Genomic DNA, 23,071 nt, shown 5'->3' on the forward strand with positions numbered 1-23,071 from the left:
TACTACTCACCCCCGATCTCGGCCATATCTCCATTGCTGTTCACGATCTGGCGCGTCCGTGCGAGCCGCTGGGCATCAAACAGATCGATCTGCACCGGGACGCTGTAGCGGCTACTCCGAGTCCGAACCACCGCGAACCCGGGGTCCGGCGCATGCCGGATCACGTGCTCGTAATCCTCAAACCTGTAATGGTCTGCCAGCCGATTCATCTCATGCGCATTGTTCAGATGCGTCACCACCCAGTTGGCCGTCTCAGAAAGAATCTGCCGGTCGATACCTGAAATCTGCTGGGTCGCATACACCAGGCCCAGGTTGTACTTGGCCCCTTCACGAGCAAGCCGAACGTAGGGATCGTCAGAGTCTGCCGTATCAACCGCATCCCGATTAAACAGATTGTGGGCTTCCTCGATATACACCTGGATCTGGGGGCAGTCGTCGTTCGCGGTGAACGACCCGATCGCCTCACTCAACAACTTGCGGAGGGTCCGCTCAGCCAGATACTGAATCGCTTCCCGCTGGCCAACACTCAGATCGACAATGACCAGCGTCCCATTCGACAAGTCCTGGTAGATCTGCTCGGCGTAGTAACCGTCGGCGTCCCGAGTGTGGTACTGGCGATGCGGCTCCAACAGCCTGAAGCCACTCCCGCGATCGGCGACGAGCATCGTGAGCACCGCATCCAACTGGCTGTCAATCCAGTCGCTCTTAATATCGGCGATGGCTGACCGGTTAGCGGCAACGGTCTCCCAGAAGGACACGATGTTGTCCTCGGTCAAGATGGCCTGGCCATTACTGGTCGTCTGGACCGTCTCGGCCATCTCGCCAGTGACTAACGACTGAATCTCCTCCTTGATCTGCACCGTCATACTAAACGATGACGGGGGCTTGAACCCGGCCTTGATCAACGCGGCGTACAACGCCGAGCGGCGCCAGCTCGCTCGGTGGTAGGTACTCCACTCATCACCAGTCTGGGGGTTACTCGGCCCGATGGGGTTCACGTTCTTGAACGAATTGACGTAGTCAGCGTCCCTGGTGAGCAAACTCGTCAAGTGGTTCCACACCGGCTCGATCATGTCCTCGTCGAAGAAATTCAGCCGCAGCGGCTTCCGGTCGGGATCGCTTGCCGTGGCATCCCACGCATAAACCGATACCAGATCCGTACCCAACTCCGCGAGAGCACGCTCATCCTGGCGATTGGCATTCGCATACTCGCCGGACGTGTCGAAGATGAGCTGGCCGATCTGGTTGTTGGTGCGGGCACTGTGCTCCAGCGTCGCTGACGCCAGGATCTTCACTGTATTGGACTTGCCCGTCCGTGTCATCCCGAACAGCGCTGTCTTCTGTCCAATGAAATCATCCATATCGACATGGACGGCCGTCTCGTCGAGCACGTTCTGGTGCTCACTGGACGCATACCGGACCCGTCCGAGCCGCTCCCCAGTATCGCTGGACGGATCAATCGGAAAGCTCGCTACCGTCGACAGAGTGTCGGGCGCGGGCTTCAGAGCGCGATACGTCGAGGTCGCATACACTTGCTGGACGTCGTTACCGAACTGGAGCTTCCCGTCCTTCACATACAGGGTGCCAACGATCCGCATGTTGTAAGCCGAGCGCTGGATCTCCGACCGCGTGATGGGGTCCGGCTGCACGGCACGCGCAGCCCGTCCGGTGTTAGAAACCATCCCCCTAGCTGTCTCCTCCCGAACTCGTTGCAGCTCCGACTCGTCTGGCAACGAACTCCGTTTCAGGAGCCGAAGAAGCAGGGCATGCCCGCTCTCCGTGGCGAGAGACTGCCCTTCGGCGTCTGTCGGCACTCCGAGCAGCAGGCTCCCCCGGGACAGCCCGTTCGCCTGTTCGATGTAGTAGTCGTTGGTAACGACTACACAGGACTCGTAATCCATGTCGTACACCCCGCCAATCTCGGTCGCGTTCCTACACAGGGCGTTGATGCTCTGCTCGGGCACCCCATTGTGGGTGCGGTGCCGCGCCGGCGAACCGGGCGTGGTATCGGACGTCAGCTGGGAATCCATTATATGAATTAGTTACGCTGTGGTCTTCTTCTTTTACTACTATACGATGTATAAGTACGTACTGTATATTATACGGACTGTAACATAAAGTTTGTGGATATTTAAGACGCCGATATCTTCTAGACAATTATGCGGTCAAACCAAACCGGACCCACCAATTCACCACGTTTTGAGTGCGTGTACAGGACAAGAACTAATCTCGATAAAATTCTCTGTTACACTATTCTATTAGGAAGCTTTTTTTATTACATAGTGAGAGTCAATATTTACAATTACTCCGGGATATTCGTATCATGCCTCCACCAGCTCCTCCGTATACTACACACCTGTTTTACGAATACACGCTCCTGTTGGAAAAAGACAACACTTATCCTTGGCGAGTCACTATGATGGGATAGAATATGACCTCGGACCAGATCCACATCGAGAGTTTCGGGGATGAAGCCCCGTTGACGTATCTGTTCGGGACGAATTCGCGGGTGAAGATCCTGAGTACGCTGATCGCCGAGCGTGGTCGTGATCTCTCCATTAGTGAGATTGCCCGCCAGTCAGGTGTTGCCCGCAGTACCGTCTATGAGCATATTGATCCTCTGGTCAAGCTAGGTGTAGTCGTGCACACGCGTGACGCCCGTGATGGGCATAGCCCCATGTACCAGCTTAACGAGGATAGTGACATTGCGGTTGTCCTTTACCAGCTTGAGGGGTACGCGTTGGAGCAGCTCATCGAGTCCGATGAGTTCGAATAGCGTCGTCTTCTACCACCTACGAACCCAGTTCGACTCTTCCTCCCGTGTCACACATACACTAAAACTCCGGCTTTCCGTATCCGATACGCCTTGTTGACAGTACGAGTCGAAACCCATGCCTAGCCCCATGGCAGGAGATCAATCACAGGTAGTGTCTGGTTATATATTCGCGATTGTCTCTTCCCACGCATGAAGACTCCCACTCGAGGCCCCCATCTCCTGAAGGTGAGTTCCGATTTTATTCAAAAGAGCTTCCCTAGGGTTCTGGCCGAGGGGTTGTAACCAATGCATGAGCTCCGATACAGTAACTAGGATCAACTCTAGTTGTGCATCTGCGGCAATCTCTCTGACTGCGTTCGGTGATTTGAACGAGTCTGCAACCACATAGTACGTCTTCAGACTGGATTCCTTTGCTTTCTTTCTGGCCAGAAGAACTTCCTCCATGGTGACAGACTTGTGTTTGACTTCGACTCCGGCTACAACATCTCCCGTCTCTTCTGCCTCGACCCAAACATCACCCACAACACCTCGTGGTTCATCAGCAGCATTCGCATGGCCGAGGTGTGCAGTGTATTCGTCTCTTCCAGATTGCCAGCAGATATCGAAGAATCCTGCTGTGACGGCCATTAACCGCTCACCACTCCCCGACTCAGCTAGAAACTCGTTCAGTTCCCGTGCGATGTCTTGGTACGGGGCTTTCAGTGTAACCGGCTCGAAGTCTGTCTTCCGTGGTTCTAAGTCAGCCACGGCATCGAGAACAGCATGCAGGATTTCACTCGGACTCATACTACCGTTGGCTGTTCCCTGCTGAAATTCTTTCAATAGATGGTATAACTCTTCTCGAAGTCCAGGGCTATTCGCCGTGTCCTCGGGCTGGAACTGGGCGTATGATTGAATCGGATTCCCAGCTAAAGGATACGAGGACGCTTCCAGACGGTTGCCGTTCTTGAGATTCCAGGGCATCACCACTTGTTTTGCAGTGGTTCGTGGAGCATAGGCCCCGTTCAGGTCACAATCACCCTTCTTCAATGCGCGATAGTGAACCCGCTCGTCCGTCGCTTTCGCAACCGCCGCTGTGACGAGTAGATACCGATATGCCTTCTCATCACAGGTGATGATCTCCCGGATTCGTTCGCGATATTCCTGCGTTAGATACGTAGCTGATCCCTCACGCCGATCGGTTTGAACAGATTGCCATGTCGACTCAAGGATATCAGTCGCTTCGTCGGTATCTATAGTGATTGCCGACATTCGTTACTGTATCCGGGGGTTAGTCGGCACTCTTTTTATGAGTTAGGTGGGGGTCGACTGGCAGAAACCTACTGCATGGTCTTCTGGGACTGAGACCATCGGATTGGAGTGCCATTCTTGATCTTGGCCAACAAAAAGTATATAGTCTATTAGCTACATATAGGAAAATGACTACATACAGCAGTTGTATCGGAGACGGTAATTGAACGGCGCAACCCCACGTGAACCCATTCATCATGTCCAAGGTCTTGCCCTTCCGGTGGTACGGTGGGAAGTACAGTCATCTTACCTGGCTGCTGCCGCGCCTGCCAGAGACAGAGCACTACATCGAGCCGTTTGGCGGCTCGGCCGCGGTACTGTTGAACCGGTCTCCGTCGTCGATTGAGACGTTCAACGAGATCGACACTGAGGTGACGACGTTCTTCAGGGTGCTTCGAGAGCAGCGCGAGGAGCTCCTGGAGCAGATCGCTCTGACGCCTTTCGCTCGCTCGGAGTTGAAGAACGCTGTCGCCGCCCGCGACCAGGAGGGCACCACCGACCTGGAAAAAGCTCGTGCGTTTTTCGTTCGTGCAGGCCAGACTCGGTCTGGGTTGGCCCAGGAAGCGACGCCTGGCCGCTGGGCGTACTGTAAGACCACCAGTCGGCGCGAGATGTCTGGGTCCGTGTCCCGCTATTACGGTCGCTTGGATGATTTGTACGCAGTTGCAGAGCGGTTGCGACGGGTTCAGATCGAGAACAAGCCGGCGCTGGATGTCATCGAGCGGTACGACTCCGAGGACGCGCTGTTTTATTGTGATCCTCCGTACCCGCCGGCTGCCCGCACTGACACGAATGCGTACGGGCACGAGATGTCGACAGCTGACCACCGCGAGTTGGCAGACCACCTGCGATCCTGCAGCGGGAAGGTGGCGATCTCCTCCTACCGTACGGACCTCTACGACGATCTGTTCTCGGATTGGACCTGTCTTGAGGCGCCGGAGAAGACAGCGCCGACCTCGGCAGACCAGCGGCAGGAAGTGCTGTATGTCAACTACGACCCTGTCGTGAGAGACGTTAATATCGGTATCGAGGATCCTGCTCGTCCCGGCGATAGGTAGTTTGTTTTTCCGGTAGAGAGTCTCCCGTCTTCGAGATATACGCATTCTTTATATTGAGGCCGGTCGCTTCATCGATTGTGACTGTTAACATCGATCTAGACGCGGCTCAAGATCTGTTGGAGCGTGAATGGGAACGCATCCAATCTTCGGACAAAAGCCGGTACATCGATGATAATCTCGTTGTGCAGAAAATCCGGGAAGTCTTCCACGCGAACCAACTCACCTACAAATACATTCTATTCACGAATATACTCGCGAAGGCGACCAATCCTGCTATTCACTATCGGGCAATGCAAGCCAAATCAGGTCTCGATGGCGCGTACAACGCCCGTTCGTTGGGCCACCAAGTCATCGTCGATTGGGAGAAGTCCCACGGAGAGCGGCTTGGTGGCAGTAACGAACCATTCCTGAATAAACCAGCCCGTGATCCGGAATTCGCACTCGAGAATGCCGCTCGTAGTCAAAGCGCCCAAGAACGGCTTTACAATCTTCTCGAACGACTTGAACGCAAGACAAACGCGGGGGAATTAGATCCAGTGAATGTCCTTCGGGAAGCACTTCTCGCATTCTCCGAACTCGAGCCGCAAACACTCGACTTCGAGTCGGTATCGGAGGTTCCATATGACCAGCTCCACCAGAAACTCGAATCATATCTCGAAACCACTGGTGGTGGGGAGCGGCTGGCAGCGGTCACCGCCGGGACAATGACCGCTCACTACAACATGGCCGCCCCTGGGGAATTCACTGTTAAAGCTGAACACGCAAATGTCCCCGACGAATTCTCGGATGATGCGGGAGACGTCGAGATTTACAGGAGTGATGAACTCGTGCAAGCCTTCGAAGTCAAGGACAAACCAACAGAACGATCGGATATCCAGCACTGCCACACGAAGGCCCAGGAAAACGAGCTGGAAGAGTACCATTATTTGGTCGGTGATGGATTCAAGGCAGGTGAGCGGGTGCCAGCACTCCAGGAGGCACAAGACGGTCCCGTTGAACTGATCCTGGTGTACCCCTCGGATCTTTTCTCTGTGTTGAAATTCGTCGGGGATGAAGGCCGATCCACCTTCCTAGATGCCGTCGGCGAGTTCTTGAATGACATGCGCGCTAAGGAGCAGAATAAGCGTGACTTCGACAATATGGTCGCAGAGATCAGGAACCCATAAGCATGTACTCCCAGGCATATCCCGTCCAATGTCGTTGATTGGTGACACCAAGCGAGACATTATCGAATCGCTTGCAGACACTCCTAAACACGGGTATGATCTCCACGACCAGCTTGATCTCGCTACCTCGACAATATACGATCATCTGGAGGATCTGGAAGACGCAGGGATGGTAACGAGTGAACCGATAGAAACCGACGGTGGGCGAGAACGAAACGTGTACTCGCTCACTCCTGCCGGCGAGCAGCTACTCGAGGCACTCCAGGCTGGGGAGTGATTGAGGGGATTACCGATCGGCGCAGGGTAGTCCCCCATGATAGTGTCCCGAGGCGGCTCATCATTATATGATTACCCACTAAAGTTCACACTAAATGGCGTACTGGAAATTTATTAGCACAGAGAAAACTGAGACTGAGTGCTTCCTTCGTCGGTTGTTCGGACATACTGATCGGGTGGTCCGAGAGACGGGTGAGGCTCTGAGAGTCGCTGAGGGTGATACTCTGTTTTTGCATCAATGGCGCCGTGATAGTAGAGGGTATCTTTCAGGGCCGTTTGTGGCTGCAAGCGATGCTGGGAAGTGGCTTCAGGAGACTGCCTGGAAACATAAAAACAATCACATTTATTGGCAGGTAGAAATCGATTGGGATCAACCCATCTATTCAGTTTCTGTAGCAAAAATCGAGCAACTCGATTCTCAGCCATTGACAGTCGAAGATCATCCACAACCACTATCTGACGTGACTGGATTGTGGCTCGAAGGCTTCCTCAAAAACGAAGGGATACAGACAGTTCATCACCCCTGAGATCCCGACCACCCCAATCGGGGATCTTTCGTCGTCAGCGCTATCCTACTGGGGGGAGCGAAGCTGCCGGAGCAACTCCATCGTCGACAGCAGCTCCTCGCGAACCTCCTCTTCCGTCGCATCGTCGGCCAGGCCGAGAGCATCCGTCAACTCCGACCAGTCATCCTGCGGCAGGCGCAGCGTGTAGACGCCCTCAGGATTCATCGACTCCGTGAACTCCTCCATCTGCTCCTGAATCGTCTCCTGGACCTTCTCTGCCGTCTCCTCATCCTCACCGAGATCCTCGGTAACCTCCTGGGCCATCTCCTGAGCGACTTCCTCGGTCGCCTGCTCACCGGTGTCACTCTCATCACCGAAGAGACTACCCCCGGCCATATCCTCCCCCGTGCTCTCGACGTCCGTCTCGTCTGGCGACACCATCCCCGCAGTCCCAGTCGACTCCTCGTCGGTCTCCTCGGTCCCATTCTCGGGGGAGATGGCGCTCTCCTGCTCTGCCTCCAGCGGCTCCAGATCCTCCCAGGCCAACTCCTGGGTATCGGCTTCCAACAACTCCTCGAGGATCTGGTTGTAAATGGTCTGCTGCCAGTCCGGGAGATCGGTCGCGCGCTTGCCGTCGGCCAGGTGCGACTCCGCTTCCTGGCGCAACTCGTCGACCATATTCTCGGCCTCTTCCACGTCGAACGACGGCAGCCCCTCGGCCTCGGGGAGCGCCTTGATGTCGACATCTTCGTGGTCCTTGTTGTACAGACGGGCCAGCTCGCTCTCAAACGCGGGAATATACTTATCCTCGAGATCACCGGGCGCGTACACCTCAATCGTCTTCGACACAGCTGCCCGCTGGCCGATCTTCTTCGCGGTCGGCATATCGGTGTCGGGCTTATGCATCACCCGCTCGCGGTCACCGTAATCATGGGGATCATCGAGATTCTCAGTCTCAGCGTAGGGACTATCACGGTCGTACGGCTCCAGGAACGCGGACGGGAAGTCCTCGTAGTTACCTGCGGCCTTGTGATACGGCTTGACGATCCTGCGAATCCAGCTGTAAGCGGCCTGCGCGACACGATTGTACTGGTCGATGTCGGACTTCTGGGCGTCCCAAGGGAGATCCGAAGCATCGCCGTCGGTCTCGAACTCGATCAGAACCTTCAGCCGGTGGTGCTGATTGGAGAAATTACCCAGCCGGTTGGAGCCTGCACCGGTACCGAACCCGGCTCGATCGTCTCGCACCGCAGACAGGACCTTCCGATCCTGGCAGAAGATATCCGCGCCAGAAATACTCGAGTCGCTGCCTTGCATCAGCCCGACGGTCACATGCAGGTGGACCGTGTCGAATTCCTTGGACTGGAGCTTGATGTTCTCGAAGCGGCGCGGCTGGAAACCGTCGATGGGGACGAAGGACCACTCAACCGGCTCCGGCGCCGTGACAATGGTCTGCTTGGCCGACGTCTCCCACTGATCCGGCTCGTACTCCTTAATCACGATATCGAGATCCCCACGCTCCTGATCGTAGGTCCCATCGAGGAAGCGCTGATAGGTCTGGGCGAGATCGTCTTCCAGGTCATCAGCGTAGTCTTCCCAGTCGATGTTGAGGTCCCGGACTTCGATCTCGGTCACGCCTTCGTCGATATCCGTGTAGACTTGCTTGTCGACCGACCAGTCGTCATCGTCTTCCAGCCACTCCTGATCGATGGTGAACCCGTACCCCTCCTCAGTATCCAGGGCACGACTCCGGATATCGGCCTCGTTCCCGAGGTTCACGATAGCCTTCTTCGCACCAATCCCGTACGCGCCGATAGACCCGGTGATGTTGGACTTCTTGGACTGGCCGAGCGCGAACAGAATCCGGACGTCGTCCTCGCCAACACCACCGGTGTCGTCGCGGATGACGACCCTGTCCTGGCCGTCAGGGCCCCCGTCGTAGTACTCGATCTCGATGGTGATATCGTCCAACCGCTGGGAGACACGCATCCAGTTGTCCAACGCGTTGTCAATCAATTCCTTGAATGCCGAAACCGGCGTAACGTCGCTCTTGACGGCCTGATACGCCTCCTTACTGGGTTTCAGGTCGTAACTCTCAGAACTATCTGACATCGTAATACAGTCTAAAGACTCTATGTTTATAATAGTTACGACCGTATTTCTATTTGTATCCTGCCCAAACCGGACGGACTTGCATGCGACTTTCAGGGAGAGTCTACTGCATCAAACGACCGTCTTACTGGTTATGGTGGTTCGTTCGATTAGTCATAGTGTAATGCGTTGTCGAGAGATAGTATTATTATGTTGTAACGAAGGGTAAGTCATCTCAGTGTAACTCCTTACTCATTGTAGTGTAATCGTTCTTGTCCAGTCAATGGGTAGGGGGTGACGGAGTACAATAGCCTATATGGTCGGTACGCCGGTCGAAAGTATCCGATCACGTCGATAGACGTGCCAGAATTATGGAATATTGGCTGTAAGCATCCTGGTGTGGATTCGCAACTCTCAGATAAACCCCAAACGAGTCCATGATAGCGTAAGTAATAAGTGGCTCGCTAATGTATGTCCACACGTCATGTCGAAAACTGATACCGAAATCGCGTGCAAAATCGTCGAGAAGGCACTCCGGAACCGCGTCATCGGCGGGAAGCATTTCCCCGTCGAGGGTCTTCTGCGTATCGCCCTTCCTGACCATCTCCAGGGTCGCGGTGGCCAGATTCTCCACGACGACATTATTCCGAACCACAAGGCCGGGGTGACCTACGTCAAGGGCAACGAGACGGTCACCATCTCAGACACAGAAAAGGCCGTGAAGTTCCTAGAAGAGAACGGAGGGAACGTCCCCTTCAACTTCCAGTAGGCTAAATAGACAGGGGTCTAACCCGAAAGAACAGAGCTCGCGTCCCAATCAGCCGATGGTATCGCTACACGCGATTTCGGTGTCGGCGTACGCGACTTTCCTCATTTTGTAAATCGCTCAATAATTTCGGCTTGGCGGTCGGTTGGAATCCACCCTTTCTGGGGTAGGCCTGTTTGCTAGCCTTCAGGGCGCCCATTTGGGCTCCACAGTACGCCATGGTGCGACCGTGGGGTAAGGGGTTAGTTAACCGCTGGACGACATGAGCCTCACCGGCTCTATAACTATAAGGAATTGAAATTCTATCAAAATACCCACTGTGCATTTTCGTTTAAAAGGTGCCTGCGACGATAGGCGTATTGTGGAAGATCGGTCGGTGGTCCCGCCGAAGGCGGGCCACCCCAGTTTGGCATACTCCTCATTCGCTCTTCGCAGTCAATATACTGCGAATTCAATCCGCCGTATCGCGAGATATCGAGCGATAGAGGCCTTTTGGCCCCAGTCTGATCGACCCCTTGAGGGGTCGGTCTCGGTCTCCATGACCCGGTGGATCTCTCGTAAGGGACAACGATCCCCCAAATTACAATGCGCGCACGGTTACCCCGTGCGACGAAGAATCATGTCGAAGCGTCCTTCTCCACGAAGTAGCCGAAGGCAGTAGCACCGCCAGCCAGAAGATGCCCTCAGCTTCTCCCCTACTGATTGCCAGCACCGCGCCCAGTGGCAACACTGTCACTGCGCGCCTGTCGGGGATGCCGGGGACGCACACGACAGCACCACAACCCGATTCGCGGTGTCCGTTCAACATCCTCACGACCAGACGTAGTCCCAAAGACGCACGCCCGCAAGTGCTGGCAGGAGCGCACACCCGCGGAACAGCCGCTCGCCACCGCGTGGCAACAAGCAGTCGTCGTCGATGCGCCGGATGCCCGGTGCACCCGCGCACGGCTTTACCCACCGTACGACGCGTTACTCGTAGTTCGCGGTGGCAAGCTTCGCACCGACCTCGACGAAGAACCGTTGGTGCCGCTGGCAGCCCGTTGATTCCAGCCGGCATTTCCTGACGAGGGATGATTCAAATCTCTGTTTCCTCATCATCCTCATGCGGGCCATTCGCTCGCGGTTCGTGTCCGGGGAGGATCAAGATATGATTTCGATAGCCCCGTTTCAGCCCCTCGCTGATGATGTGCCCGATCCAGGGATTCACATTCCGGACACGCTTGATGAACTGCTATTATGAGAGCGAGAGCGCAGCAAATTCGTGCTCGAAGAACGAGTAGGTGATCGGTTGGGCAGCCATAGAGGCTCCAGCCCCAACCAGTTCAGCACGTAGGGGTTCAGGAAACGCATCGGTAGCGGTTCCTTCGATATTGTGGTAGATGAGCTCGGTACCAACATAGACCACCCAGTCTTCGAATTGCCAGATCAGATTCCCCTCGTGGATCGCATCGCTGTTCTCTACTGGATCGATGGCGTCGTACGCGGTACGGATCGCCAACCCCAGGAGCATCGGATTAAAGTCGTCTGACAGCTCAAATTGAGCTTGGCCGTAGGCGTCGATTACTTCCTCGTAATCGAGTACGGTAGGGGGATCGAAGGGGGTTTGTGAGAGTAGTGTCTCCAACACGGGTTCCTGCGGTTCAGCTGAGAGAGACTGTCTCGAACGGCTCGACGCGACTCGATCCTCGGACGCCGTACTCGACTGTCTCCAGGACGCCATTGAGCGACTCCACGCTGGAACAGTGCCGGTCGAGCAACTCGTCGAACGGAATCGTGTCTCCAAGCCGCTGGAGGGATACACCCAGAACACACAGAACGTGGCGGCGCTGAAGCGGGCTCGAGAGCAGGACCTCGCCATCCACCCGGGACAGGATATCGAGTACGTAGTCGTCGATGACGAGAAGAGCTCGCGAGAGCGGGTCGCGTTAGCGCATAAGGAGGTCGAGTCGTACGATGCCTTGTACTACGAGACGCAACTCATCAGAGCTGTCGAGAGTGTGCTGTTACCGCTTGGCTGGGATCGAACGGAGATTCGTCGAGAACTCGCGGAGACGTGGATGCCGGAGTTGACGGCATTTGCGAACACGGAGGACGATTAACCAACAAAAGAGTCGTTCGGAAGGGACTGTTGGTTAACCACGACCAACACGAAGTCGAACCCCCACACCCCGTGTGCGAGATGAAATCAGGAAAACGACGGGAGGGGGTGGTCGGGAAGAGAGAACACGAGACACCCGAAATCCACGATATCACGGAGGAGAGAACGCAGAGGTAACAATATCGGAGTGAATTATCTTTCGGGGAAACTTTTACATAGTCACTCTGTCAACCATAGCCGCAGTAGGACTAGAGTCGGTCGAAACGAAACAGTACGTTTCGTGACACGACCGAACTCGTTCGTGGTTTACCTCACTCGTGGGTTGGGTGTTACCATCCGTTCTACGTCCTCTCGTGGGTTCTCTGGCCAAATCCCGTGTTTCGTGAGTGGTGCGTCCCTGCCCACCCTCTCGTCAAATTCATATCGCACACGGGGTGTGGGGGTGATTTCCCGACGATATCTCACCCCCCACGAGATTGTCGAGAGATATGCTCGGTACTATCCGGATCGAGACCACGTCTGATGTTTCATCTTGCACACGGGGAGTGTCCCTACCGAGTTCTTCTGACCCGTCTCGGCATTGACGGTTATTCGATGAGCTTCCTGGGATTTCATATCGCACACGGGGAGCTATCACGACCAATTGATTTCGCCCGCGGTCACAGAGTCCAACCGACTACCCGACTCTTAAGCCCTTCTATTGGGTGAATTCAACCGATTTAACCTCGCACACGGTACCCATATTTATTTATAGTTTCGACCTAACTGCGCAAATATGGCTGACGGCGACGATCAACAATCCCTCTCACAATCTATCAAAGGCCGTCTTCAGGAGGGAGTCCAAAATTCTGTCTTTCGAGACAAGGGGCTTCTCGACCCGGATGCCGTCATCGACGAGGATCGAATTGTCGGTCGTGATGAACAGCTGGACGACATCATCACCTACCTACGACCGGCACTGCAGGGGAATCGTCCACCCAATATGCTCCTCTACGGGCCGTCGGGGACTGGGAAGTCACTCATCATCAATGCGGTCTGCCAGCAGGTTCTCGAACTCGCGAACTCGCAAGGAGATCGATTCGGCGTCATCAAAATCAACTGCCAGACGATCAAATCGCACGACCGGGCTGTCTATCGCCTCGTGAAGAACGCGGCCGAGGAAGCCGGCGTCGACGTCGGTGTCCCCGAGAGCGGGATTTCGACTGACCAGAAACTCGATCGGTTCTATGAGATTCTGAGCAACAACTTCGACTCGGTCATCATCATCCTCGACGAGGTCGACCTTCTGGTGGGCCGGCAACGCGATCCGAACGACGAGCCGGCGTATTCGAAACTGCTCTACCAGCTGTCGCGAGCGTCCCAGCTTGGGCGCATCGAGGGCCATGTGTCCGTCGCCGCGCTTACGAACGATCCCCGATTCATGGAGGACCTCGACGGCCGAGCGGAAAGTTCGTTTAATCCGCAGGACGTCGTCTTCCCTGACTACGACGCGAATCAACTGCAGTCGATTCTCGAACGACGTCGCGACGCGTACCAGGACGACGTCCTCGAGGATGGAATCATTCCGCTCAGTGCTGCATTCGCTGCTCAGGATCACGGCGATGCGCGGAAGGCAATCGATCTGTTCCGGAAGGCGGGTGAAATCGCCGACCGAGGTGGAGAAGATACGGTTCGTGAAGAGCACGTTCGCGACGCCCAGAAGGAAGCCGAACGGGACCGGACGCTGACCCAGATGCAGGGCCTCTCAACGCAAAAGAAGCTCTCGCTCTACGCTACTGCGATCGTCCCTGTTTATTCACAGCGCAATCTGAACGCTGTCCCCAGTACGGTTGCCTATCGAGTGTACCAGTATCTCACCGACCTCCTGGATGCCGATGAAAAATCGCGCGACTCCTATCTGCGATATATGAACGAAGCTGAGACCTACAATTTCGTCACGTCGGAGAAACGGGGGCGCGGCTATGGGAGTGGTGTCCACAAAGAGTACACTTTCGTTGACGATCCGGAGGTAGTCGCCGAGACTCTCCAAGCTGATGTCCGCCTCGAGGATGCTGAACACGACGAGGATCTCGTCAAATCCGTTGTCAACGCGCAGATAGACGATTTCTTCGAAGGGAACTAACGCGAAGACTCCCCGACGCCGGCTCCGAATTCATTTCGCACACGGGGGGTGGTTCCGGCGAGTGTGTTGTTAGAATGACTAGATATGTCTGACAACGGTACGCAAGATTTCATTTCGCACACGGGGTGTCCCCCCTTCGACTCATCAGTCAATTCATCTCTCACACGGGGTGCCCTTGGGCAACAATCGAAATCATATCGCACACGGGGGGTGCTGTCTCGACGCCGTCGGCGAATTCACTTCGCACACGGGGGGTGTGGTCCGGCGAAATAACGGTAGCTATAGGCTTACTCGTCCGGGTTGACTGGCGATTTATATTTTGACTTGACCTTCTCTCCCTCTCGCCACTGCCAGTAGTAGTAGCGGTTGTCGTTGATTTCCTTGATCGTGATCGTGGCCTTCGACGGGACGTCGTCCGGAAGGTCGTCCGGCCGCTCGTCGATCTCGTCGTCCTCCGACTCCTCCTCGAGACGCGCTTCGCGAGCTTTGTGCTCTGCCAGCTCCTCGGCGTAGCGCGCGACGTGCTGGAGCTGGTCCGGCGAGTAGCCGTTGAGTGTGTTGACGAGATCTGTTGGGAGTTCCGCCGGCGGCGTCGGTGGCTCGTAGGACATCAGCGGTCGCCTCGTATTAACCAACAGAGCGCGTATTGGCATAGATTTGTTGGTTAATCAGGTACCGTCCCATCACAGGCTGAAGAGTACGAATAGCAAACTATTCAGAAATAGACGTGCCGTTAGACGCCGTCCGGACGAGGGGCGTTCTCGTACTTGACCATCTTCTCGGGCTTGTCGGAAATGGTATCGTAGATTTGCTGGAGCGTCTCCTCCGCAGCGAGTAGGTTGTGCTCCTCCAGGAACTCCCGCCCTTCCTCCGTGAGGCCGTAGAACTTCCAAGGGTAGCCCTGCCGGCGCTGGTCGTCGTCCAGGGCGACCTCTTTGACGATGCCGGCGTCGATGAGCTTCTGGATGTGCTTGTAAACGGTGGCATCGCTCACGCTGGGGTTGAGCTCCTCGAGTTCGTACATCGAGGGGAGCTGGTCGGGGTGCTGGAGGATGTTGTTGATTAGCGCGAACCGCGTCTGTTGGGTGACGAAGTGGACGAGTTCGCGGGATTCCATCCCCTCAGCTGTCCCTAGGTCGGTGCTCATACGACACGATACACGGCCTGGCGGCAAGTAGTTTACCCTTGAGTAAATCACTCTGGAGTAAACCACATCCGACTAAGTTGGTGATTTACTCCGTAAATCATATCGCACGACGCTGAGAGGAATCGTGTATGTCCGACGAGGAGCCGCCCGTCCCTGAAGAAGTCCTCACGAGTGCGAAGGACCAACTCGACGACGAAGAGATCTCGCTGGCAGACAACGAGGAGATTCTCCACGCCCTGAGTGAACTGACTCCCGTCTACGAGAATGAACGCTCGTACTTCGTGCTGGGCAACTACGACCGGGAGCCGATTCGGCGGCTGAACCTCGTGGTCGACCGGCTCAACCGCCGGCAGGACGCCTACGCGTTCCGGATGGTTGACATCCGTGGCGAGTGGGACAACAGCATCCAGAAGTTCTGCCTGATTGCCGACATCGTCACCTACCTCGTTGGCGTCGCCGAGAAGGAACCGAGTGACTTTCTCGTTGAGCAGGGCCTCCTTGTCGGCACGACGGAGTTCTTCGCGAAAAGCCACGTCCTCAAGCGGGTGTACGAGGACGAGGAACACCCCTTCGGCTGGATGCAGGACGGCGTTTTCGAGCTGTTTGAGCAAGAGGGACGGCTGTACCGCTGGCAGACCGAGGAGGAGCTCGTCGACGTCACAGAAGAGCTCCCGTGACGGCAGTGGAACCGTAACTGTCTGCGTTAACCAACGTGGGTGATGAAGAGGGTGGTTTGTTGGTTAATCAGACTCCGTCCGCATCAGCCGGGAGTCGGCCATCCGGTCGCGGCACTCGGCCGCGCTTGATTTCGTGATCGACGCGACGCAGGTGCTTACATCCGCCGGCGGGGGGAGCCCTGCTGCCAGTCTGAACAGGACCAGGATTCGCCGACGACGTCGACTTCGTAGCAGTTCCGGACGCCGACTGAACCTCATTCCGACCGCCTTTTTTGAGCAACGAGACCGCCATTTCCGCGGTTACCGAGTAGGGGTGCGGGGCTTGAGGTCGTCAACTTGGTTGCCATGAGTTAACGCGATCATCTGAACGCGAACGTCTCTTGGGCAACTCCCACTCGGTGCGACGGTGTCAGAACCTCGGCGGTCTGGAACCGGCGTCACACGCAGTTTGGCGAACCCGTATCATAGACCGGGGCAAAGAACTACCATCGCTTGCGCGTTAGCGTTGTTTTACGGTGTCTGGGGATAACAGTAAGCAGCGGTCGCGGTCACGGACCGAGCCGGATTTCGAGCGGACGGACGAATCTACGGACCGGTCCGCACCCGAGGAATCGCACGAGGTACCCGTCTCCGATGATGAGGCACCCGATGACGATCGGGACCGGGACCCGCCGGAAGATGGTGGCAACGGCGGTGACGGCGGCGATGGAGATGGTGGAGATGATAGTATACCCCCTTCCGACGACGAGGTTCGTCTGCTGGTGTTCCTCTGGCTGCTTGAACAGCGCGACGATACGGTCACCGGCGTACAGGCCAAAGCCTTCTACAGACGAGAGATTGCCGAGGTCGACAACGTCGGTGAACTCTACGCCGGGCTGAAGGGCGAGTACATCGCGAGCCGTCAGGATTCCGAGCCGATCTCCCTGACCACGGCAGGCAGGCGAGTCGCGAGTGACGCAAGTTCAGTACAGGAGACGGTCATTGATATCGTGCTCGACACGGTCGCTGACCTCGTACCGGAGAACGAGACGCTCGAACGGCTCTTCTGGCTCGGAAATGTGGCGCCAGCATCGTTCGACTGGTACCTCGACAGGTACGGCGATCGACTCGACGACCAGATGGTGCTGCTGGTACCGTTCTTCCCCGATGAGCGCTTCCAATCGCGAGCTAGATATGGCGCGATCCTCGATTCCCTGTCCGATATCCCTGCCACCGTCGAGGACAATGTCGCGGAACTCGTCACTGACGAGGAGCATCTCATCGGAGCGGCTGTGGCCGCCGGCGACACGACGGTGGAACTGCTGGATGCACAGGTTCAGGAGACACTCAGATGTGATTATCGAGACGCGCTCACCATCTACCTTGGAGAACAGGCCGCAGAACAGGTGATCGATGACCTCGCGTATGCCGGTCTCACGAGAAATCGTAACGCGTTCGATATCGATATCGCTGGCGTATTGGAGTCGGAACGGTCCCGTCTCCAGGAACGGTTCGCGCTCGACAAGGATGCATGTCGGGCAGCATTCGAGGAGAACTGGGATCTGGTGCTGGAGTGGTACGAGGATTTTCCGGGGCGGTCGCATGACACGATCAACCTTCTGGTGGAAACAGGAGCCACCATTCCCGGTGATGATGGGTTCGGAATCAGAACAGATGTTACGGACATCGGGGGCGAGGTCGTCGACGACCTACTGGCTGACATCGAGGAACGGATAAACCGATTCTCGAACGTTGCACTACAGCTGGCTTTCGACTTCGACGCCGCGATGAACCGGGAGGAGGAGATCATCATCACTCTCCACGAGACCTCCTGGAGTTCGAACCAGCACTATTATCCGGCACTCGTTAAGGGGACTGGTAGAAAAGATCCCGACCGGAACCCGCTGACGGAGAAGGTGATTCTGGTTCCGTCACCGACAGAGTTCGGATTCGAAGATTCTCATCTCGATTCGGACCGCTACCACAGTCGGGGGAGTGCCCTCGAAGGGCCGAATCGGAATCGTGAGTTCAATGCTATCGGGGACGTTCCCCAGTTGACGGCGGTGAAGGACGAATTCTCGAACTTGGATTGGGAGAAAGTAGACGACAGTACGGTGCAGGCAGCCCGCGAACTGCTTGAGGAACAGTCCAGAATCTCGCCCGAAGAGGCCCTCCAGCAGGCTGACGAGTTCAAGGAGCCACACCTCACGGCTCTGTACACCATCGCGAACAAAGCGACCACGAGTACCTCGATACGGAATGATGATTACACCGAACATCATGTCTGGGACGATGTCGAACGTACGCTACAGCTCCGCTTCGATGACCTATCGGCGGACGACATTGACGAGGTACGAGAGGATCTCGAGAACCGTCTGGTGAAACAAGCAGGTGTCGACTTCGTCGAATTCGACGACGATGACCTTCTTGAGAGGGTATTCGGAACTCGCTATCGACGTGCCGTGAAGGAGCGCATCAGAGGACTGGATACCGATGCGCAGCGAATGGTGCATGTTTTCCTTTCCGACTGGGCCGAGAATTCGTCGATCGATATCCGGAATAGCCGTCATCAGCCGGAATTCGATCTTCGTTACCAGTTCGAATTCGGCAAGGCCCCACCAGCAGAGCCACAGTTGTCCGATGTCCTGGTTAGAGCGGGAGTCTGCACCATCGGCACATATATCGACTCCAATGGCGCACATCAAGGGGAGTGGTACGTAGTCTACACCGGCATCAGAGCTCGTCCAGAAGCGTTTCGCTCGGAACTAACGGTCGAACCACTCGAACGATCGGTGGACCGTCTCGATGAATATAGTCAAGACATCCCGCAACTCGCCGGCATCGAGTACCTGCTTGGCAAAGACGGTGGTAAGACACTCCGGAAGAACCTCCGTGACCATCTGACACGCCTCGATGATGATGCGATGCGTGCCTTCGAGTTTGTCGATGGCATCGTCGCGGAGAAGGATGGGATAGTGATGCTCAATCCTGCGATCTCATCCGATCTCGATATATGGCTGATTCAGGCGAAGCGCTCGTTGATGGACAATCTCTCTGATATCGAGGCCCACCTGCAAGCGTCGGATCATGCCGACCTCTATCTCGAATTCAACCCAGAGGAACGGATTTACGAAGGAGAGCTTCTGACGAAGGAAGGCGATGAGTTACAGCTCATTATCGCGCCGTGGCTGACGGAGGACGATGAAGACCAGATAGATGACGATGCAGTCGTAATCCTCACACAGCACGCAGGAGAGGCCTTCATCGATCGCCGGAAGACGGGCTACAAACGGTCGCTGGTCATCGGAATCGGTGAGGATGGACTCCAAATCTACCACAACCTCCCACACGACGATATCGCGACGCCGATAATCGACTCGTTCACGAAGGAGTTCGAGGTCCAACAGCAGGAGGTGGCTGTCGACACTGAACACTCGGAAACCGAGTCACAAGGCGAGCAAGAATCCGTGCAGAACGACCAGCAGGAATCGGAGGAAGCAGCCGACGCGGCCACCATGACATCGCTGGAGTCTGCCGTCACGAGCGACACCACGGGGGGAGAGTCCCAGCCCCCGGCGACGAACCTGCCGGCGGAACTCTTCGAGTTTGGTGAACCATCGTTCCCTGGGGACATCCTCCGAGACCGGCCCGTGATCCTCCTGCTCCACAAACCCGAGGGTGACCGATTCGGAACGACGCTTCAGTTCCTCTGTCGAGAGCTGTACCACCAGTACCAGGGCGGACTCCCACGGGGGCGTGTCCATGGCAATCCGGAAGAACTCGGACACCGGCTGGAGGCTGGCGGTCGCATTGAGTTCGTGGATGAATCCGAGGGGCGGTTCTTCGACAGCGGGAAGATCTCGGATAGCGGTGTTGGCTCGGCTCGCTGGTCCAGCGTCATCCGACGAATTCAGGAGATGTACACCCAGGGGATGGGATTCGTCGTCCTCCAACTTCGTCCCCAGGACGTGCGTGAATTTCGTTCGAAACTGGAAGACGACGTCCGGCCACATCGTCCGCAGATCTTCGAACTGAATCCCCTACGTCCCAAGGCTGACTTCACTAGCACCAAGGGATACCTCGAGTGGTTCGTCCCTCGGGCTGAGGCGTTGTGGGGATATCCGGATCTGCAGGGGGAGCTGTACTCGTACTCCGCGTTGGACTCGAAGGTGGACAACTTCGACGATATCTTCACGCTCGCCGAGCGCCGGGCATGGCAGCGATTGGAGGATGCCACTACGGAGCCGATAGACGACGGGACGAAACAGCGATCGCCGGCCATGGTCGTCCGCCCGCATCGGGGGTCGGACGCCGGTCCTGCCGCGGAGAGCGACCTCCACTACGCACTGAAATCGTTCGTCGCCCGGTGGCTGATAGAATCGGATAGCTTCGATTTCGAATCCGTCGCCACGGAACGAGAGACCGACATCGCGTCCCGGACCGGCGGGAACCTGATTCCCGATATCCAGGCGGGGCGTACCGTCTATGAGGTAGAGACCCTCTACGGGACGGGAAGACCGATTCTTTCGATCAAGCAGACTGTGGAGAAGTACCGTGACCTCGGAAATCCTCCCGAATCCATCGCCATCGTCCTCTCGCCACTTGCAGCATTCCTGCACTACCAGTCACTCCGACGCCTTGAGTACGAGATGAACACGGAGTGGGATCTAGAGGTAGACCTTACGCTACCGGTGCTACGGGAGGACAGACTGGTCGAGCTTGACCGACTTCGACGCTCGTTCGAGGTGGGTGTGGGAGACGACTAAACGGTCGTCTGATGGGGGCCTCCGCCCCTCCGCGGGCACTGAAAAACTTAACCAACGAAGTAGACGTACACTCTATTTTCGTTGGTTAAAATGAACTGCCGAGGGCGTCGATGATCTCTTCAGCCGTGGTGCTGATCCGGCCGAGGCGCTCTCGGACGACCTCGGAATCGTCCGACTCCCACGCTGCCAGGTAGAACGCTGAGCCGCTCGTGTCGAGCCCGTAGTACCGGCCGACGACGTAGGCGACCGCCTCGGCCTCGACCTCGCGTTTCGACCGTTCGGTGTCGTCCTCGACGTCGAAGTGGAGCAGGGCGTGGGCGTACTCGTGGATCAACGTCCGGGCGAGATCGGCATCGTTCTCCCGGTCGCGAACCTCGACGAGCGGCTGGACGTCGACGAGGCTCAACTGCTCGCAGATGCCCTTCGCCTCGCCGTGCGTCCACTCCGCTTCCGGCACGATGCGAACCGTGACGCCGAGTTCGTCGGCGGCACCGGTCAGCCGAGCAACGAGGTCGCCGGCGTCCCCGGTTGCTTCCGTGTCGAGGTCGGGAAGTGGTTCTCCCTCGGTCTGAGAGATGTCGAACACCGGCGCAGGCTTGAATCCGACGAGGCCCTCAGACCACTCCTCAGGCGATGTCTCGTTGTACTCACAGTCGCTATCCTCGTGGTAGCGCGGCGAGTTCTCGCACTCCGGACACTGCTTGGTGATGATCGGGGCCCAGATCCAGACGGCTGACTCACCTTCTTGGACGTGCCGATCGAACTCCTCCTGCCACGTCCGGTAGCCGGCGACCTTTGTCGCGTTGGGGTACTGCCGCTTGATGAGCAGCGTGTTCCGATAGGAGTAGTCGTGGAAGCGGCTCTGGATGTCCAGCCACTCCTGGAACTCGGCACTGGCCTGTGCGTCGTCGACACCGGCGACGAGGTCGTCGATCCACTGTTTGATGGTACTGTTCATCTCGTCGGATCGCGTGTCGGTCTGGTCGAAGGAGACCGACGAGTCTCTGGTCGTGGACATGGTGGTCACTGAATCGGATGAACGCGATTTCGCCAGTTCAGAACGCGCCGCACCTCTCAAGGGCGGATGAACAACCCTCTAGGAACGCTATCGAAGCTCGGCTGTATCGTCCGCGAAGCCGACCGTGACGAGATACTCGAGGAACTCGTCGAACTGATCCACGTCGCTGGGCGTGTCGGTCGCGAGGTGGCGGGCCCACTCGACTGCCCACTGAAACGCAGGATCAGCTCCGCCCTTGCCGTGAATGTACCACCAGCGCGCCGCTTTCAGCACGACGAGCGGGTTCGTCGGCGGCTCTGTACTCGCCAGCGCACGGGTCAGCGACTGAATCTCCTCGGGAACGTCGCTTGCGTCGACGTCGCCGGACTGCGTGTTCGTGATATCGACAGGAATCTCGTCGATCGAGACATCGCTTGGTGACTGTTGCTGACTCACGAAAATCACCTGACTGCGAGGGCGTTCGCTGAAGCCCTCACCCTCTCAGGGGGCAGAAAAACAATCCACAGTCGGTCCGCCGGTGTCTCAGCGGCCGATGGTGCCCTGGCGTGTGACCGGCGCGTCGGGATCGATACTGAACGCGGCGACCGTGGCGTCCTCGGTTGCCGTGACGGCCACGTCGTCATCGCCGGTCACGAGTGCGCTCTCGGTGTACCCGACCGGCTCATCACCGACTTCGACGGCGCCGTCGAATACGTACAGGTAGGTGTGGCGGCCCGGTTGCGACGGGAGCGTGGCCGTGGCTCCGGCGGCGAGGCGGCAGTCGTAGAAATCGACGTCGTTCCGTACGTACAGCGGTGCGTCAGTGCCTTCAGGGCCGAACAGGTGGCGCCACTCGCCGGCGACCGGGTCGGGAATCGGCTCATGCTGAATACCGGGGTCGAGGTTGAGGCTGTGCGGGCGGACGAAAATCTGGAGCATTCGCAGCGGCGGGTCGTCGGCGAGCGTCTCCTCGGAATGCCAGAAGCCGCTGCCGGCGTTCATCACCATTAGATGGTCGGAATCGGTGACCAACTGGTTGCCCTGGCGGTCGTCGTGGCGCATCACGCCCTCGGGCACCCACGAGATGATCTCCTCGTTTTGGTGCTGGTGCATCCGAATCAGGGTTCCAGGGTCCATGAACGACTCCACGACCGTCGCGAGCGGGCCGTAGCCGTGGTCGTCATGGTCGGGGACGGCCCGTCCAGGGAAGTTGAAGTGGATCCGAAACTTGCCCTGGTTCTGCGAGACATCCGTTCGCGGCGCCGTGTAGATACGAGATTGGGTCTGTGCGGAAGGCGACTCGTCCATTACCCCGTGTAGTCACTCACCCGCTAAATGGGTTCTGCGCTCGGTTCC

Annotated in this window: 18 protein-coding genes and 2 pseudogenes; 10 read left to right on the forward strand and 10 right to left on the reverse strand. The window is 57.0% G+C overall.

The window, feature by feature from the left end; translation table 11 throughout:
* Positions 1-2 precede the first annotated feature (2 nt).
* Positions 3-2,030 (reverse strand): ATP-binding protein, encoded by a 2,028-nt coding sequence (locus DVK00_RS18750; protein WP_121578254.1) that lies wholly within the window; start codon positions 2,028-2,030, stop codon positions 3-5.
* A 401-nt stretch (positions 2,031-2,431) separates the two neighbouring features.
* On the opposite strand from DVK00_RS18750, the gene DVK00_RS18755 reads away from it, so the two are divergent.
* On the forward strand, positions 2,432-2,776 hold the full coding sequence (locus DVK00_RS18755; RefSeq protein WP_121578255.1) for a winged helix-turn-helix domain-containing protein: 345 nt from the start codon (positions 2,432-2,434) through the stop codon (positions 2,774-2,776).
* A gap of 159 nt (positions 2,777-2,935) precedes the next feature.
* Here DVK00_RS18755 and DVK00_RS18760 read toward each other — a convergent pair whose 3' ends face one another.
* Entirely contained in the window at positions 2,936-4,027 is a 1,092-nt protein-coding gene (locus tag DVK00_RS18760) for a restriction endonuclease, SacI family (RefSeq protein ID WP_121578256.1), read from the reverse strand.
* Positions 4,028-4,263: 236 nt separating this feature from the next.
* Between DVK00_RS18760 and DVK00_RS18765 the strand changes: the two genes are divergently transcribed.
* The 4 genes from DVK00_RS18765 (at position 4,264) to DVK00_RS18780 (ending at position 7,093) form a co-directional block, all read left to right on the forward strand.
* The gene (locus tag DVK00_RS18765) at positions 4,264-5,124 is read left to right on the forward strand and encodes a DNA adenine methylase (protein WP_121578257.1); all 861 of its coding nucleotides are present in this window, start codon (positions 4,264-4,266) and stop codon (positions 5,122-5,124) included.
* A 77-nt stretch (positions 5,125-5,201) separates the two neighbouring features.
* Positions 5,202-6,290, forward strand: a complete 1,089-nt coding sequence (locus DVK00_RS18770; protein WP_158598830.1) for a restriction endonuclease, SacI family — start codon at positions 5,202-5,204, stop codon at positions 6,288-6,290.
* A gap of 28 nt (positions 6,291-6,318) precedes the next feature.
* Positions 6,319-6,567 (forward strand): PadR family transcriptional regulator, encoded by a 249-nt coding sequence (locus tag DVK00_RS18775; RefSeq protein WP_121578259.1) that lies wholly within the window; start codon positions 6,319-6,321, stop codon positions 6,565-6,567.
* A gap of 94 nt (positions 6,568-6,661) precedes the next feature.
* A complete protein-coding gene (locus DVK00_RS18780) occupies positions 6,662-7,093 on the forward strand; it encodes a hypothetical protein (protein ID WP_121578260.1) in 432 nt (143 codons plus the stop codon).
* Positions 7,094-7,138: 45 nt separating this feature from the next.
* On the opposite strand, the gene DVK00_RS18785 is transcribed toward DVK00_RS18780, so the two are convergent.
* Positions 7,139-9,184, reverse strand: coding sequence for an ATP-binding protein (locus tag DVK00_RS18785; protein WP_121578261.1), 2,046 nt, complete (start codon positions 9,182-9,184; stop codon positions 7,139-7,141).
* Positions 9,185-9,647: 463 nt separating this feature from the next.
* Here DVK00_RS18785 and DVK00_RS18790 point away from each other — a divergent pair, with 463 nt between their 5' ends.
* Entirely contained in the window at positions 9,648-9,932 is a 285-nt protein-coding gene (locus DVK00_RS18790; protein WP_121578262.1) for a hypothetical protein, read from the forward strand.
* A 1,231-nt stretch (positions 9,933-11,163) separates the two neighbouring features.
* Here DVK00_RS18790 and DVK00_RS18795 read toward each other — a convergent pair.
* Positions 11,164-11,553, reverse strand: coding sequence for a hypothetical protein (locus tag DVK00_RS18795; RefSeq protein WP_147435907.1), 390 nt, complete (start codon positions 11,551-11,553; stop codon positions 11,164-11,166).
* Positions 11,554-11,575: 22 nt separating this feature from the next.
* On the opposite strand from DVK00_RS18795, the pseudogene DVK00_RS18800 reads away from it, so the two are divergent.
* Both DVK00_RS18800 and DVK00_RS18805 read left to right on the forward strand, forming a co-directional pair.
* Positions 11,576-12,028, forward strand: a pseudogene (locus tag DVK00_RS18800) (DNA polymerase domain-containing protein); the annotation flags it as partial.
* A 774-nt stretch (positions 12,029-12,802) separates the two neighbouring features.
* Positions 12,803-14,149 carry an orc1/cdc6 family replication initiation protein gene (locus DVK00_RS18805; protein ID WP_121578264.1) on the forward strand — a complete coding sequence of 449 codons (1,347 nt, stop codon included), beginning with the start codon at positions 12,803-12,805 and terminating at the stop codon, positions 14,147-14,149.
* A 287-nt stretch (positions 14,150-14,436) separates the two neighbouring features.
* Here the strand turns inward: DVK00_RS18805 and DVK00_RS18810 are convergent, their stop codons facing one another.
* Positions 14,437-14,760, reverse strand: coding sequence for a hypothetical protein (locus DVK00_RS18810; RefSeq protein ID WP_121578265.1), 324 nt, complete (start codon positions 14,758-14,760; stop codon positions 14,437-14,439).
* Positions 14,761-14,882: 122 nt separating this feature from the next.
* Positions 14,883-15,296 (reverse strand): MarR family winged helix-turn-helix transcriptional regulator, encoded by a 414-nt coding sequence (locus DVK00_RS18815; RefSeq protein ID WP_092665166.1) that lies wholly within the window; start codon positions 15,294-15,296, stop codon positions 14,883-14,885.
* A 128-nt stretch (positions 15,297-15,424) separates the two neighbouring features.
* Between DVK00_RS18815 and DVK00_RS18820 the strand changes: the two genes are divergently transcribed.
* The gene (locus DVK00_RS18820; RefSeq protein ID WP_121578266.1) at positions 15,425-15,973 is read left to right on the forward strand and encodes a hypothetical protein; all 549 of its coding nucleotides are present in this window, start codon (positions 15,425-15,427) and stop codon (positions 15,971-15,973) included.
* A 67-nt stretch (positions 15,974-16,040) separates the two neighbouring features.
* Here DVK00_RS18820 and DVK00_RS22500 read toward each other — a convergent pair.
* A pseudogene (locus DVK00_RS22500) lies at positions 16,041-16,387 on the reverse strand (hypothetical protein); the annotation flags it as partial.
* A gap of 101 nt (positions 16,388-16,488) precedes the next feature.
* Between DVK00_RS22500 and DVK00_RS18830 the strand changes: the two are divergent.
* Complete coding sequence (locus DVK00_RS18830) at positions 16,489-20,718, forward strand: hypothetical protein (protein WP_121578267.1); 4,230 nt, start codon at positions 16,489-16,491, stop codon at positions 20,716-20,718.
* An 85-nt stretch (positions 20,719-20,803) separates the two neighbouring features.
* Here DVK00_RS18830 and DVK00_RS18835 read toward each other — a convergent pair whose 3' ends face one another.
* From DVK00_RS18835 to DVK00_RS18845, 3 genes are all read right to left on the reverse strand, one after another.
* Positions 20,804-21,736 carry an ImmA/IrrE family metallo-endopeptidase gene (locus DVK00_RS18835; protein ID WP_121578268.1) on the reverse strand — a complete coding sequence of 311 codons (933 nt, stop codon included), beginning with the start codon at positions 21,734-21,736 and terminating at the stop codon, positions 20,804-20,806.
* 87 nt (positions 21,737-21,823) lie between these two features.
* Positions 21,824-22,171 (reverse strand): hypothetical protein, encoded by a 348-nt coding sequence (locus DVK00_RS18840; protein ID WP_121578269.1) that lies wholly within the window; start codon positions 22,169-22,171, stop codon positions 21,824-21,826.
* 87 nt (positions 22,172-22,258) lie between these two features.
* Positions 22,259-23,023 carry a pirin family protein gene (locus DVK00_RS18845; protein ID WP_121578270.1) on the reverse strand — a complete coding sequence of 255 codons (765 nt, stop codon included), beginning with the start codon at positions 23,021-23,023 and terminating at the stop codon, positions 22,259-22,261.
* Between the last annotated feature and the right edge of the window lie 48 nt (positions 23,024-23,071).

Origin of the sequence: Haloarcula sp. Atlit-47R (assembly GCF_003665985.1) — an archaeon.
Classification (GTDB): domain Archaea; phylum Halobacteriota; class Halobacteria; order Halobacteriales; family Haloarculaceae; genus Haloarcula; species Haloarcula taiwanensis.

What these genes read in the sequence shown, in the direction of transcription:
- DVK00_RS18750 (WP_121578254.1), bottom strand. Translation starts at nt 2,030, where the DNA reads ATGGATTCCCAGCTGACGTCCGATACCACGCCCGGTTCGCCGGCGCGG.
- DVK00_RS18755 (WP_121578255.1), top strand. Translation starts at nt 2,432, where the DNA reads ATGACCTCGGACCAGATCCACATCGAGAGTTTCGGGGATGAAGCCCCG.
- DVK00_RS18760 (WP_121578256.1), bottom strand. Translation starts at nt 4,027, where the DNA reads ATGTCGGCAATCACTATAGATACCGACGAAGCGACTGATATCCTTGAG.
- DVK00_RS18765 (WP_121578257.1), top strand. Translation starts at nt 4,264, where the DNA reads ATGTCCAAGGTCTTGCCCTTCCGGTGGTACGGTGGGAAGTACAGTCAT.
- DVK00_RS18775 (WP_121578259.1), top strand. Translation starts at nt 6,319, where the DNA reads ATGTCGTTGATTGGTGACACCAAGCGAGACATTATCGAATCGCTTGCA.
- DVK00_RS18780 (WP_121578260.1), top strand. Translation starts at nt 6,662, where the DNA reads ATGGCGTACTGGAAATTTATTAGCACAGAGAAAACTGAGACTGAGTGC.
- DVK00_RS18785 (WP_121578261.1), bottom strand. Translation starts at nt 9,184, where the DNA reads ATGTCAGATAGTTCTGAGAGTTACGACCTGAAACCCAGTAAGGAGGCG.
- DVK00_RS18790 (WP_121578262.1), top strand. Translation starts at nt 9,648, where the DNA reads ATGTCGAAAACTGATACCGAAATCGCGTGCAAAATCGTCGAGAAGGCA.
- DVK00_RS18805 (WP_121578264.1), top strand. Translation starts at nt 12,803, where the DNA reads ATGGCTGACGGCGACGATCAACAATCCCTCTCACAATCTATCAAAGGC.
- DVK00_RS18810 (WP_121578265.1), bottom strand. Translation starts at nt 14,760, where the DNA reads ATGTCCTACGAGCCACCGACGCCGCCGGCGGAACTCCCAACAGATCTC.
- DVK00_RS18815 (WP_092665166.1), bottom strand. Translation starts at nt 15,296, where the DNA reads ATGAGCACCGACCTAGGGACAGCTGAGGGGATGGAATCCCGCGAACTC.
- DVK00_RS18820 (WP_121578266.1), top strand. Translation starts at nt 15,425, where the DNA reads ATGTCCGACGAGGAGCCGCCCGTCCCTGAAGAAGTCCTCACGAGTGCG.
- DVK00_RS18835 (WP_121578268.1), bottom strand. Translation starts at nt 21,736, where the DNA reads ATGTCCACGACCAGAGACTCGTCGGTCTCCTTCGACCAGACCGACACG.
- DVK00_RS18845 (WP_121578270.1), bottom strand. Translation starts at nt 23,023, where the DNA reads ATGGACGAGTCGCCTTCCGCACAGACCCAATCTCGTATCTACACGGCG.